The following is a 12664-nucleotide window of genomic DNA, read 5'->3' on the forward strand; positions in this document are numbered from 1 at the left end:
GCGCTCCCGGATCCGGGGGCGCGGGCCGTTCGTATTGCCGTCGGAGGATCAGGCGGTGACCGGCTCCTCGGCGGCGGTCGGCTCCTCGGCGGGGGCCGGGGTCCGCGCGTGCCCGGTGCGGGCGGTCAGCGCCGCGTAGACGAGGCCTCCGGCCAGCCCGGAGAAGATGAAGGAGCAGTCCACCCCGCCGGTCAGGGCGAGCAGGGGGCCCTCGTAGAACGGGGTGCTCACGGCGAGCAGACCGACACCCGCGCCGATCACCCAGGAGGCGGTGGCGCTCAGGTTCCAGCCGGCGCGGTACCAGTAGATTCCGCCCACCGCACGGCGGTTGAAGACCTGGAGCGCGTCGGCGTCGTACTGCCCCCGGCACCGGACGAAGCCGATCAGGGTGATCACGGCCCACGGGGTGCCGATCGCGGTCAGCACGAGCACGAAGGAGGTCATCGCGGACTGCACGTTCCACTCGAAGGAGCCGACGAAGACGAAGGCGGTGGCGACGGCGGCGGCGATCACGGTGGCCTTGGTCCGAGTGGCCTTGGGGATGATCGCGTCGAGGTCCAGGCCCATGGAGTACAGCATCAGCCCCGCGTTGCCCACCGAGCCGGCCGCGGCGGCGGCGAGCAGCGGGACCAGGTACCAGAAGGGCGACGCGGCCACGAGCGGCCCGGCGTAGTCGTCGGCGCCGGCCTTGGCGGCGAGCGCGGTGTAGGTGCCGAACAGCTGCGGTATCAGCAGGCCGATCAGCAGCCCGAAGCCGGTGGCCCAGAGCACCTTGCGGGGGCTGTGCCTGCGCGGGGAGACGTAGCGGGTGTAGTCGCCGAGCAGGGTGATGAAGGCGACGGGGCCGCTGAGTCCTGCGGCGACGGCGGCGAGCAGCCAGGTCGGCCAGAAGGAGCCGAGGAGGTACGAGGTCTCCGCCGCCGTGGTGGTGAAGTCGGGGGCGTAGGCGTAGAGGCCGATCGCCAGCAGGACCACCATGCCGATGGAGAGGATCTTGCTCATGCGCAGCAGGAGGCGGTAGCCGAAGACGGCCCCGACGACGGTGCACGCGGCGAGCACGCCGTACATCGCGGCCCGCGAGACGCCGGTGTCCGGCAGTCCGGTGAGCCGGGAGAGGGCGCCCACCATCACGTCGCCGCCGATCCACAGCGTCAGGGCGGTGTAGCCGAGCGAGAGCAGCAGGCCCACGATCGAGCCGACGAGACGGCCGCGGACACCGAACTGGGCGCCGCTGGAGGTGGAGAGGTTGGTCGCCGTGCGCAGCGAGACCAGCGCCAGCGGCGCGGTGACGGCGATTCCGGCGATGGTGCCGGTCACGATGGCGGTGACCGACGGCCACAGACCCAGTCCGAAGGACGGGGGCAGCCAGCCGAAGACGATCACACCGAGGCAGAGATTGGATCCGAGGAGGATCGAGATCAGGTCACGGGGACCGCTCGTTCGCTCCTCCTCCGGGATGGTGTCGACTCCGCGCTGTTCGATGGGCATGGGGGACTCCCTTGGCAGGGCGGGGGGGTGGCGATGCAATGTTTGAGCGACACTCAATGTGACCCAAGCCCTGCCCTCAGGTCAATGCTTCATTGCGGGGAAATGAAGAGTTAGAGTGATGCTCTAACCCATCGACTCAAAAGGTGGTGGATCGGCGTGCGGCTGACCCCTACGGAGCGAGACCGGCTGCTGCTCCGCAGCGCTGCGGAACTGGCCAGGGCCCGACGGGCCCGCGGACTCAAGCTCAATGTCCCGGAGGCCACCGCGCTCGTGGCGGACACGGTCTGCGAGGCCGCCCGCGACGGCAAGCGGCTGGCGGAGGCCATCGAGGAGGCCCGCTCCGTGCTGGGCCCCGATGACGTGCTGCCCGGCGTCAGCGACGTGGTCACCGAGGTGCACGTGGAGGCCGTCTTCGACGACGGATCCCGCCTCGCGGTGGTCTCGTCCCCGATCCGGGGCGCCGTCGGCCTGGGCGAGAACGCCCCGGGCGCGGTCGTGCCGGGCCCCGGAGCGCCCCAGCCGGAGCCCACCGTCCACCTGCACGTGCGCAACACCGCCTCCGTGCCGGTCAGCGTGACCTCCCACTTCCACTTCTTCGAGGCGAACCCGCGGCTGGACTTCGACCGCGCCGCCGCCTACGGCATGCGGCTGTGCGTCCCGGCGGGCTCCTCCGTCCGCTTCGACCCGGGCGGCGAGGCCGAGGTCGGCCTGGTCGCGATCGGCGGCGAGCGGATCGCCATCGGGTTCGCCGGGCTGGTGGACGGCCCGCTCGACGCCCCGGGCGCCAAGGCCGAGGCCCTGCGCCGCGCGGCCGCCTGCGGCTACCTCGGAACCGATGCCACGGACGGAGAGCAGGACCGATGAGCAAGCAGACCCCGCACAGCGACCACTGCGCCCCCGGCAGCCGTCACATCGACCCCCACGAGTACGCCTCCGTCTTCGGACCGCGCGCCGGCGACCGGGTCCGCCTCGGGGACTCCGGCCTGACCGTCCGCGTGGAGTACGACGCGCAGAAGCCCGGGGACGAGTTCCTCGCCGGGTTCGGCAAGACGGCCCGCGACGGCCTGCACCTGAAGGCCGCCGCCGTCCGCGACACCTGCGACGTGGTGATCAGCAACGTGCTGGTCATCGACGCGGTCCTCGGCATCCGCAAGGTCTCCATCGGCATCCGCGAGGGCCGTATCCACGCGATCGGCCGCGCGGGCAACCCGGACACCCTCGACGGGGTCGACGTGGTCGTCGGTACCGGCACCTCCATCGTCTCCGGCGAGGGCCTGATCGCCACCGCGGGCGCCGTGGACACCCATGTGCACCTGCTCTCGCCGCGGATCATGGAGGCCTCGCTCGCCGCGGGCGTCACCACGATCATCGGCCAGGAGTTCGGCCCGGTCTGGGGCGTCGGCGTCAACTCGCCGTGGGCGCTGAAGCACGCCTTCAACGCCTTCGACGCCTGGCCCGTCAACATCGGCTTCCTGGCCCGCGGTTCCTCCTCCGACCCGGCCCCGCTGATCGAGGCCCTCGCCGAGGGCGGCGCGTCCGGATTCAAGGTCCACGAGGACATGGGCGCCCACACCCGCGCCCTGGACACCGCCCTTCGGGTGGCCGAGGAGTACGACGTACAGGTCGCCCTGCACAGCGACGGCCTCAACGAGTGCCTCTCCGTCGAGGACACCCTTCGGGTCCTGGACGGCCGCACCATCCACGCCTTCCACATCGAGGGCTGCGGCGGCGGACACGTCCCCAACGTCCTCAAGATGGCCGGCGTACCCAACGTCATCGGCTCCTCCACCAACCCCACCCTCCCCTTCGGCCGGGACGCGGTCGCCGAGCACTACGGCATGATCGTCTCGGTCCACGACCTCAAGCCGGACCTCCCGGGCGACGCGGCCATGGCCCGCGACCGGATCCGCGCGGGCACGATGGGAGCCGAGGACGTCCTGCACGACCTGGGCGCCATCGGCATCACCTCCTCCGACGCCCAGGGCATGGGCCGCGCGGGCGAGACCATCCGCCGCACCTTCGCCATGGCCGCCAAGATGAAGGGCGAACTGGGCCCCCTGGACGGCGACGGCGAGGGCGACGACAACGCCCGCGTCCTGCGCTACATGGCCAAGCTCACCATCAACCCGGCCATCGCCCACGGCCTGTCGCACGAGATCGGCTCCATCGAGGTCGGCAAGCTCGCCGACATCGTGCTGTGGCGCCCGCAGTTCTTCGGCGCCAAGCCGCAGCTCGTCCTCAAATCGGGCTTCCCGGCCTACGGCGTCACCGGCGACCCCAACGCGGCCACCGACACCTGCGAACCCCTCGTGCTCGGACCGCAGTTCGGCTCGTACGGCGCCACCGCGGCCGACATCTCCGTCGCCTTCGTCGCGGCGGCCGCCGTCCAGAACGGCGACCAGATGCCCACCCGCCGGCGCCGGGTCGCCGTCCGCGGCACGCGCGGCATCGGTCCCAAGGACCTCCTCCTCAATTCCCGGGTGGGCGCGGTCGACGTGGACGCGCGCAGCGGACTGGTCAGCCTCGACGGTGACCCGCTGCGCTCGGAGGCGGCCGATTCGGTCTCCCTGAACCGCCTCTACTTCCTCTGACCCGCCCCGCCCTGCCCCGTCCCGCTCCGCCCTGACCCGCTCCGCCCTCCCCGCCTCGTCCCGCAGCCCGGAAGGACCCCGCGCCATGACCGCACAGCCCGCCTCCGACGGTTTCCGCATGCCCCCCGAGTGGGCTCCCCACGAGCGCACCTGGATGGCCTGGCCCAGCCCCAACCCGACCTTCACCAACGAGCGGGAGCTGGCCGAGGCCCGCGAGGCCTGGGGCGCCGTGGCCCGCGCCGTGCGCGGCTTCGAGCCTGTCACCCTGGTCGTCGCCCCCGGCGACGCCGACAGTGCCCGCGCCGTCGTCGGTGAGGACGTCGAGCTGGTGGAGCGCGAGCTGGACGATGCCTGGATGCGGGACATCGGGCCGACCTTCGTCACGAACGACGCGGGTGAACTGGCCGCTGTGGACTGGACCTTCAACGGCTGGGGAGCCCAGGAGTGGGCCCGCTGGGAGCACGACTCGAAGATCGCCCGCCACGTCTCCGACCTGGCGGGCACCCGGACGTACAGCACCGCCCTCGTCAACGAGGGCGGCGCGATCCACGTCGACGGCGAGGGTACGGTCCTGCTCACCGACACCGTCCAGCTCGGCGCGGGCCGCAACCCCGGCTGGACCCGCGAGCAGGTCGAGCGGGAGATCCACGCCCACCTCGGCACCACCAAGGCGATCTGGCTGCCCTACGGCCTCGCCGGTGACTACGGCACCTACGGCACCCAGGGCCACGTGGACATCGTCGCCGCGTTCGCCCGCCCCGGGGTGGTGCTGGTGCACGCCCAGCCCGACCCCGCGCACCCCGACCACGAGCGCTGCAAACTGATCGCGGCCCTGCTGCGGGGGCAGACCGACGCCAAGGGGCGGCGGCTGGAGGTCGTCGAGGTACCGGCGCCGACCGTGCTGGAAGAGGACGGGGAGTGGGTCGACTACTCCTACATCAACCACTACCTGTGCAACGGCGGCGTGGTGCTCTGCTCCTTCGACGACCCACGTGACGAGGAAGCCGCCGAGATCTTCCGCGGTCTGTTCCCCGAACGGACCGTGCGCCTGGTTGACGCGCGTACGATTTTCGCCGGGGGTGGCGGTATCCACTGCATCACCCAGCAGCAGCCGAAGGTGTGACCTGCGGCGGACGGTAAGGAGTGGCCCATGGCGGCCGGTGAGGTACGCGCCCGGAAGAACGCGCCCCCGCGCGAGGACGTGCTCGTCGCCGCCATGGCCACGATCGCCGAACGCGGTCTGGACGGCCTGACCATGGCCGGTCTGGGCCGCCAGGTCGGCATGAGCAGCGGTCACCTCCTCTACTACTTCCACAGCAAGGACGAACTCCTCCTGCAGACCCTGGAGTGGAGCGAGTCCGACCTCGGCGACCAGCGCCGGGGCCTGCTCTCGCGCCGCGGCCCGGCCCGCGAACGGCTCCAGGCGTACGTCGACCTGTACGTGCCCGTCGGCGCCCGGGACCCGCACTGGACCCTGTGGCTGGAGGTCTGGAACCGCTCGCAGAACGCGGGCCCCGAGGAGCGCGACCGGCAGGCCGCCATCGAGGGGGCGTGGCACCGCGACCTGGTGGCGCTGCTCGCCGAGGGCATCTCGCGCGGGGAGTTCCGCCGGGTGGACCCCGACCGGTTCGGGACCCGGCTGCGGTCCCTGCTGGACGGGTTCAGCATCCAGCTGGCGGTGGGCCTGCCCGGGACCGGGCGGCCCGACATCCTGGCGCACGTCGCGGAGTTCCTCGACGAGACCCTCGTGGTCCCCCGGCCGGCGGCAGCCTGAGACCGCCGCCCAGGACGGCCCGCGACCGGATCCTGAGACGGACCGCTCGCGGGGCGGGACGTGTGGCAGACTGCGGGCGTGCTTGCTCAGCCCATGATTATCGGCAGCAGCGCGCCGGTCCGCAGTGACCGCTGAGGCGTGGAAGAACTTCACGCAGGCGGCATCGTGCCCCAGACCCGCGCGCAGACCTCTCGCACCCCGCGAGAGGTTTTTTCGTTTCCCGGCTCCATTCCTGCCGGGAGCGGACCGCGCGCGATGATGGGGGCAAGTGGATCCCGGGCATCCGGAGCCACTCATCCGACAGGAGTCAGATCAGCATGACGACGACGACAGAGGCGACAGCGGCGAGCGCGGTCCTCGACGACAGCTTCCATGTCTTCGACACCACCCTGCGCGACGGAGCCCAGCGCGAGGGCATCAACCTCACGGTCGCGGACAAGCTGACGATCGCCCGGCACCTCGACGACTTCGGCGTGGGCTTCATCGAAGGCGGCTGGCCGGGCGCCAACCCGCGCGACACCGAGTTCTTCGCGCGCGCCCGCACCGAGATCGACTTCAAGCACGCCCAACTGGTCGCCTTCGGCGCGACCCGCCGCGCGGGCGGCGCCGCGGCCACGGACCCCCAGGTGCGCGCCCTGCTGGAGTCCGGCGCCCCGGTGATCACCCTGGTGGCCAAGTCCCACGACCGGCACGTCGAGCTGGCGCTGCGCACCACGCTGGACGAGAACCTCGAGATGGTCCGCGACACCGTCTCCTACCTGCGCGAGCAGGGCAGACGCGTATTCGTGGACTGCGAGCACTTCTTCGACGGCTACCGCGCCAACCCCGCCTACGCGAAGGCCGTCGTACGGGCCGCCCACGAGGCGGGCGCCGACGTGGTCGTCCTGTGCGACACCAACGGCGGCATGCTGCCCGCCCAGGTGACCGCCACCGTCGCCACCGTCCTCGCCGACACCGGGGCCCGCCTGGGCATCCACGCCCAGGACGACACCGGCTGCGCGGTCGCCAACACCCTCGCCGCCGTGGACGCGGGCGCCACGCACGTGCAGTGCACGGCCAACGGCTACGGCGAGCGCGTCGGCAACGCCAACCTCTTCCCGGTCGTGGCCGCACTGGAGATCAAGTACGGCCGTACGGTGCTCCCCGCGGGCGCGCTGGCCGAGATGACCCGGATCTCGCACGCCATCGCCGAGGTCGTCAACCTCACCCCCTCCACCCACCAGCCGTACGTCGGCGTCTCCGCCTTCGCGCACAAGGCGGGCCTGCACGCCTCCGCGATCAAGGTGGACCCGGACCTCTACCAGCACATCGACCCCGAGCGCGTCGGCAACACCATGCGGATGCTGGTCTCCGACATGGCCGGGCGCGCCTCGATCGAGCTGAAGGGCAAGGAGCTGGGCGTCGACCTCGGCGGGGACCGCGCGCTGATCTCCCGGGTGGTCGAGCGGGTCAAGGAGCGCGAGCTGGCGGGCTACACCTTCGAGGCCGCCGACGCCTCCTTCGAGCTGCTGCTGCGGGCCGAGGTCGAGGGCCGGGCGCGCAAGTACTTCCGTACGGAGTCCTGGCGCGCCATCGTCGAGGACCGCCCCGACGGCACGCACGCCAACGAGGCGACCGTGAAGCTGTGGGCCAAGGGCGAGCGCATCGTCGCCACGGCGGAGGGCAACGGCCCGGTCAACGCCCTGGACCGGGCCCTGCGGGTGGCGCTGGAGCGCTTCTACCCGCAGCTGGCCAAGTTCGAGCTGATCGACTACAAGGTCCGCATCCTGGAGGGCAAGCACGGTACGGACTCCACGACCCGCGTGCTGATCGCCACGACCGACGGCCACCGGGAGTGGTCCACGGTGGGTGTCGGCACCAATGTGATCGCGGCCTCCTGGCAGGCCCTGGAGGACGCCTTCACCTACGGCCTCCTGCGCGCGGGTGTCGAACCGGCCGAATAGCGGTCCCGCACGGCAGGCCGGGGGCCCGGCGGCGGGCCCCCGGCCTTATGTCCAGCTCACACGGGAAATGACCGGTTCAGGTACCGTCGGAGCCATGAGGACCAGGCTCGTTTCCGTACTCTCCGGTCTGCTGCTGGCCCTGTCCGCGACCGCCCTCGTGGCCGCGCCGCAGGCCCTGGCCGCCACCGGACCGGCCACCGTGGCGCAGGCCCTCAAGAAGGGCCCGGTCTACGTCGACCCGCGCGCCGAGGCGCAGTTGCCGAAGGACCAGGCGGACGCCCTGGCCAAGAAGATCAAGGACGCGGGCAAGCCGGTGTTCGTCGCGGTGCTTCCCGCGAGCGCCGAGTTCCCAGCCGACAGCGTGCTGCGCACGGTCCGTACGGAGACCGGGGTCACCGGGCTCTACGCGATCCGCCTCGGCGACGGCTTCAACGCCGCCGCCGATCGCACGGTGATGCCGGTCGGCGCCGTCCGCAACCTCACCGACGCCGTCAAGGCGGGTGGCGCGGTCGACGCGGGCACCCAGCTCAACAACTTCGTCGACCAGGCCCTCTCCCAGGCCAAGGGCCGCGCCCCGGCCTCCTGGGGCGCCTCCGGGTCGGACGACGGCGTCGGTTCCGGGGCCCTGATCGGCCTCGGCGCGGTGGCGCTGGTGGGCGGCGGCAGCGCGTACGCGCTGGTGCGCCGCAACCGGAAGAGGAAGGAAGAGGAGGAGCGCGAGGCGATCCGCAAGCTCTCGGTGGTCGTCGACGAGGACATCACGGCCTTCGGCGAGGAGCTGGACCGGCTGGACTTCCACCCCGGGGAGCCCGGCGCGGACGACGCCATGCGCAAGGACTACGAGCAGGGCCTGGACTCGTACGAGAAGGCCAAGCAGATCATGGCCGCGGTCCAGCACCCGGCGGAGGTGCGGGGCGTCACCCAGGCGCTGGAGGACGGCCGGTACGCGCTGGCCTCGCTCGACGCGCGCCGTCGGGGCGAGCCCGTCCCGGAGCGCCGTTCGCCCTGCTTCCTCGACCCGCGCCACGGTCCCAGTACCGAGGACGCCCCGTGGGCCCCGGCGGGCGGGGCTCCGCGCACCGTCCCGGTCTGCGCGGCGGACGCGGTGCGGCTGCGCGACGGCATGGACCCGGCGGTCCGCACGGTCGACACCGAGCACGGCCCGCGGCCGTACTACGACGCGGGCCCGGCGTACGGTCCCTGGGCGGGCGGGTACTTCGGCGGCGGGATGCTGCCCGGGCTGCTGATGGGCACGATGCTCGGCTCGATGATGATGTCCGGCCCGGCCTACGCCTCCGACATGGGCGGCGGCTTCGACGGCGGCGACGTCTCCGGGGCCGACTTCAACCCCTCCGACTTCGGCGGCGGCGACTTCGGTGGCGGCGGCGGTTTCGGCGACGGCGGCGGTTTCGGCGGCGGGGACTTCTAGTGCCGTGTCAGGCAGTGTCTGCCCGACGGGGCGAACGTTGCCCGACGCGGCACCAGTCCCGGCCGCCCGGGCCGCGGCCGTCGCTGCCCGCCCGCATCAGGCCTGCTTGATGGCGGAGACGTCGAAGGTCAGCTTGACCTTGTCGCTGACCATGACGCCCCCGGCCTCCAGGGCCGCGTTCCAGGTCAGACCCCAGTCGGAGCGCAGGATCTCGGCCGCGCCCTCGAAGCCCACGCGCTCGTTGCCGTAGACGTCGGTGGCCGATCCGTTGAACTCCAGGTCGATGGAGAGCGGGCGGGTGACGTCCTTGATGGTCAGCTCGCCGGTGACGCGGTACGTGTCGCCGCCGAGCTGGGCCGCCCCGGTGGAGCGGAAGGTCATCAGGGGGAAGGCCTCGGCGTCGAAGAAGTCGCCGGAGCGCAGGTGGCCGTCGCGGTCGCCGATGCCGGTGTCGACGGAGGCGATCTTCACGTCGATGGAGGCGGTGGAGCGCGAGGGGTCCGCGCCGTCGAGGTGCAGGGTGCCCTCGTGGTCGGCGAAGGTGCCGCGGACGTTGGTCACCATGGCGTGGCGGACGGTGAAGCCGATGCTGCTGTGGGCCGCGTCGATGACGTAGTCACCGGTGAGCGCGGCGAGCGCGGGGTCCACGTCGAGGGTGGCGACGGCGCCGCCTTCCGGGGCCTGCGCGCTCTGGTTGCGGCGGGTGAAGATACCCATGACTCACTCCTCGGTCGGCGGGCCCGGCGGGAGCCCATTGGTTTAACCTTCAACGAGAATGACGCTAGACTCATTCTGTTCAAATTTCAACTTCCATGACGGGTGTTGCGCAGGTTTGTGAGAACTCCACAAAGGACGAAGGTCCCAACTGGTGGAGTCCTCGCATGCCCGGTGCCTTCTGTCCGGGCCGTACAGCGGATCGGGCCGGAGACTGTGTGGAACCAACGGAGGGTTTTCGACGGCCGGGTTCGTAAGGTCAGTACATGACCGTTGTGGACCAGACTTCGAGCGAGCCGACGGACGCCCGCGGGCGCGTGGCCGAGCTGCACGCTCTGCGTGAGCAGGCGCGGCGCGGACCCAGTGACCGGGCGACCGAGGCGCAGCACGCCAAGGGCAAGCTGACCGCCCGCGAGCGGATCGCGCTCCTCCTCGACGAAGGGTCCTTCAAGGAGGTCGAGCAGCTCCGGCGCCACCGCGCGACCGGGTTCGGCCTGGAGGCCAAGAAGCCCTACACCGACGGTGTCATCACGGGCTGGGGCACGGTCGAGGGCCGGACGGTCTTCGTCTACGCGCACGACTTCCGCATCTTCGGCGGCGCGCTGGGCGAGGCCCACGCCACCAAGATCCACAAGATCATGGACATGGCCATCTCGGCCGGAGCCCCGCTGGTCTCGCTGAACGACGGCGCGGGCGCCCGTATCCAGGAGGGCGTCTCCGCGCTCGCCGGGTACGGCGGGATCTTCCAGCGCAACACCAAGGCCTCGGGCGTCATCCCGCAGATCTCGGTGATGCTCGGCCCGTGCGCGGGCGGGGCGGCGTACTCCCCGGCCCTGACCGACTTCGTCTTCATGGTCCGGGACACCTCGCAGATGTTCATCACCGGGCCCGACGTGGTCCGCGCGGTGACCGGCGAGGAGATCACCCAGAACGGCCTCGGCGGCGCGGACGTGCACGCCGAGACCTCGGGCGTCGCGCACTTCGCGTACGACGACGAGGAGACCTGCATCTCCGAGGTCCGCTACCTGATCTCGATGCTGCCCTCCAACAACCGGGAGAACCCCCCGGTCCACGAGAGCACCGACCCGGCCGACCGCCGCTCGGACGTCCTGCTCGACCTGGTCCCCGCCGACGGCAACCGCCCGTACGACATGCTCAAGGTCATCGAGGAACTCGTCGACGAGGGCGACGTCCTGGAGATCCACGAGCGCTGGGCCCGCAACATCATCTGCGCCCTGGCCCGGATGGACGGCCAGGTCGTCGGCATCGTCGCCAACCAGCCCGGCCACCTCGCCGGAGTCCTGGACATCCACGCCTCCGAGAAGGCCGCGCGGTTCGTCCAGCTCTGCGACGCCTTCAACATCCCGATCATCACCCTCCTGGACGTCCCCGGCTTCCTGCCCGGTGTCGACCAGGAGCACGGCGGGATCATCCGCCACGGCGCGAAGCTGCTGTACGCGTACTGCAACGCCACCGTCCCGCGGATCTCGCTGATCCTGCGCAAGGCCTACGGCGGCGCCTACATCGTCATGGACTCGCAGTCCATCGGCGCGGACATCACCTACGCCTGGCCGACGAACGAGATCGCCGTGATGGGCGCCGAGGGCGCCGCCAACGTCATCTTCCGCAAGCAGATCGCCGAGGCCGAGGACCCCGAGGCCATGCGCGCGCGCATGGTCAAGGAGTACAAGTCCGAGCTGATGCACCCGTACTACGCGGCCGAACGCGGCCTCGTCGACGACGTCATCGACCCCGCGGACACCCGCGAGGTCCTCGTCAGCGCCCTCGCGATGCTCCGCAACAAGCACGCCGACCTGCCGTCGCGCAAGCACGGCAACCCGCCTCAGTAGAAGCGAAGGAGACCTGCCACTCATGAGCCTCACCACCGACACCCTGCTGCGCGTCGAGAAGGGCCACGCCGAGCCCGAGGAGCTGGCCGCGATCACCGCGATCCTCCTCGCCCGCGCCGCCGCGACCCCCGAGGCCGGACCGGTCCACCGCATCGGCTCCGCCGCGGGCTGGCGCCGTCTGGAGCGCACCCCGGGCTTCCGCGCCCCGCACAGCTGGCAGGGCTAGCGGCACAGCACGTCCGGGCCCGCGCCGGTTCCAGCCACCCGGCGCTCCCGGTGGGCAGCACGTGAAAGGCCCCCGCACTCTTGCCTTGGGTTCTAGTGGTTGTCGCAACACCCCAGTTCAGGGGATGCGATGGACTTCCGGATCCGTGAGGTGCGGAGCCCTCAGGGGCGAAAGAAGCTCGCTGAGGAACGGGCTGGATACTTCCAGCTCATGCAGCAGGGCTTGAGCAACAAGGAAGCGTGCCGGATCGTCGGGATCAACCCGAAGACCGGCAGACGCTGGCGCAACGGACGCAATGCGTCCGGCGGGAACAAGGCGGCACCACCGATTCATGCGGTGGTGCCGCCGTCCGCGTCGTCGAGGTACTTGTGCGAAGCGGACCGGATCCACATCGCCGACCGGCTGCGGGAGAAGGCCACGGTCCGCGCCATCGCCGCCGAGCTGGGCCGCAGCCCCTCCACGGTCAGCCGGGAGATCCGCCGCAACCGCACCGACGGGACCCGCGGCACGTGGCACTACCGCCCGTATGCGGCCCAGGCCCGCGCGGACGCCCGCCGGCCCCGCCCCAAGACCCGCAAGATCCACGACATTCCCGAGCTGCGGGACGCCGTCCAGGCGATGCTGGACGAGAAGTGGAGCCCGGAGCAGA

Annotated in this window: 11 protein-coding genes; 9 read left to right on the forward strand and 2 right to left on the reverse strand. The window is 71.5% G+C overall.

Annotated elements, in window-relative coordinates:
* Positions 1-48: 48 nt before the first annotated feature.
* Positions 49-1488 (reverse strand): cytosine permease, encoded by a 1440-nt coding sequence (locus QMF80_RS01490; RefSeq protein WP_283448792.1) that lies wholly within the window; start codon positions 1486-1488, stop codon positions 49-51.
* Positions 1489-1644: 156 nt separating this feature from the next.
* On the opposite strand from QMF80_RS01490, the gene ureA reads away from it, so the two are divergent.
* The 6 genes from ureA (at position 1645) to QMF80_RS01520 (ending at position 9225) form a co-directional block, all read left to right on the forward strand.
* Positions 1645-2352 carry an urease subunit gamma gene (gene ureA, locus QMF80_RS01495; RefSeq protein WP_283448794.1) on the forward strand — a complete coding sequence of 236 codons (708 nt, stop codon included), beginning with the start codon at positions 1645-1647 and terminating at the stop codon, positions 2350-2352.
* Entirely contained in the window at positions 2349-4079 is a 1731-nt protein-coding gene (locus QMF80_RS01500) for an urease subunit alpha (RefSeq protein WP_283448796.1), read from the forward strand. The genes ureA and QMF80_RS01500 overlap by 4 nt, the downstream gene beginning before the upstream one ends.
* 85 nt (positions 4080-4164) lie before the next feature.
* The gene (locus tag QMF80_RS01505) at positions 4165-5202 is read left to right on the forward strand and encodes an agmatine deiminase family protein (RefSeq protein WP_283448797.1); all 1038 of its coding nucleotides are present in this window, start codon (positions 4165-4167) and stop codon (positions 5200-5202) included.
* A 27-nt stretch (positions 5203-5229) separates the two neighbouring features.
* On the forward strand, positions 5230-5853 hold the full coding sequence (locus QMF80_RS01510; protein WP_283448798.1) for a TetR family transcriptional regulator C-terminal domain-containing protein: 624 nt from the start codon (positions 5230-5232) through the stop codon (positions 5851-5853).
* Positions 5854-6170: 317 nt separating this feature from the next.
* Positions 6171-7796: a citramalate synthase gene (gene cimA / locus QMF80_RS01515; RefSeq protein WP_283448800.1), complete on the forward strand. Its 1626-nt coding sequence runs from the start codon at positions 6171-6173 to the stop codon at positions 7794-7796.
* A gap of 94 nt (positions 7797-7890) precedes the next feature.
* Entirely contained in the window at positions 7891-9225 is a 1335-nt protein-coding gene (locus tag QMF80_RS01520) for a hypothetical protein (protein ID WP_283448802.1), read from the forward strand.
* A 96-nt stretch (positions 9226-9321) separates the two neighbouring features.
* Here the strand turns inward: QMF80_RS01520 and QMF80_RS01525 are convergent, their stop codons facing one another.
* On the reverse strand, positions 9322-9942 hold the full coding sequence (locus tag QMF80_RS01525) for a YceI family protein (RefSeq protein WP_283448804.1): 621 nt from the start codon (positions 9940-9942) through the stop codon (positions 9322-9324).
* A gap of 263 nt (positions 9943-10205) precedes the next feature.
* On the opposite strand from QMF80_RS01525, the gene QMF80_RS01530 reads away from it, so the two are divergent.
* The 3 genes from QMF80_RS01530 to QMF80_RS01540 form a co-directional block, all read left to right on the forward strand.
* Positions 10206-11789 carry an acyl-CoA carboxylase subunit beta gene (locus QMF80_RS01530; protein ID WP_283448806.1) on the forward strand — a complete coding sequence of 528 codons (1584 nt, stop codon included), beginning with the start codon at positions 10206-10208 and terminating at the stop codon, positions 11787-11789.
* Between the two features lie 22 nt (positions 11790-11811).
* Complete coding sequence (locus QMF80_RS01535; protein WP_283448808.1) at positions 11812-12015, forward strand: acyl-CoA carboxylase subunit epsilon; 204 nt, start codon at positions 11812-11814, stop codon at positions 12013-12015.
* Positions 12016-12144: 129 nt separating this feature from the next.
* Positions 12145-12664: helix-turn-helix domain-containing protein (locus QMF80_RS01540; protein ID WP_283448810.1), on the forward strand; the 520-nt coding region annotated here is incomplete at its 3' end.

Source organism: Streptomyces sp. G-G2 (assembly GCF_030063135.1).
Classification (GTDB): domain Bacteria; phylum Actinomycetota; class Actinomycetes; order Streptomycetales; family Streptomycetaceae; genus Streptomyces.

Bases quoted from the DNA above. Each gene is read 5' to 3' on its own strand.
- QMF80_RS01490 (WP_283448792.1), bottom strand. From the start codon at position 1,488: ATGCCCATCGAACAGCGCGGAGTCGACACCATCCCGGAGGAGGAGCGA.
- QMF80_RS01500 (WP_283448796.1), top strand. From the start codon at position 2,349: ATGAGCAAGCAGACCCCGCACAGCGACCACTGCGCCCCCGGCAGCCGT.
- QMF80_RS01505 (WP_283448797.1), top strand. From the start codon at position 4,165: ATGACCGCACAGCCCGCCTCCGACGGTTTCCGCATGCCCCCCGAGTGG.
- QMF80_RS01510 (WP_283448798.1), top strand. From the start codon at position 5,230: ATGGCGGCCGGTGAGGTACGCGCCCGGAAGAACGCGCCCCCGCGCGAG.
- cimA (WP_283448800.1), top strand. From the start codon at position 6,171: ATGACGACGACGACAGAGGCGACAGCGGCGAGCGCGGTCCTCGACGAC.
- QMF80_RS01520 (WP_283448802.1), top strand. From the start codon at position 7,891: ATGAGGACCAGGCTCGTTTCCGTACTCTCCGGTCTGCTGCTGGCCCTG.
- QMF80_RS01525 (WP_283448804.1), bottom strand. From the start codon at position 9,942: ATGGGTATCTTCACCCGCCGCAACCAGAGCGCGCAGGCCCCGGAAGGC.
- QMF80_RS01530 (WP_283448806.1), top strand. From the start codon at position 10,206: ATGACCGTTGTGGACCAGACTTCGAGCGAGCCGACGGACGCCCGCGGG.
- QMF80_RS01535 (WP_283448808.1), top strand. From the start codon at position 11,812: ATGAGCCTCACCACCGACACCCTGCTGCGCGTCGAGAAGGGCCACGCC.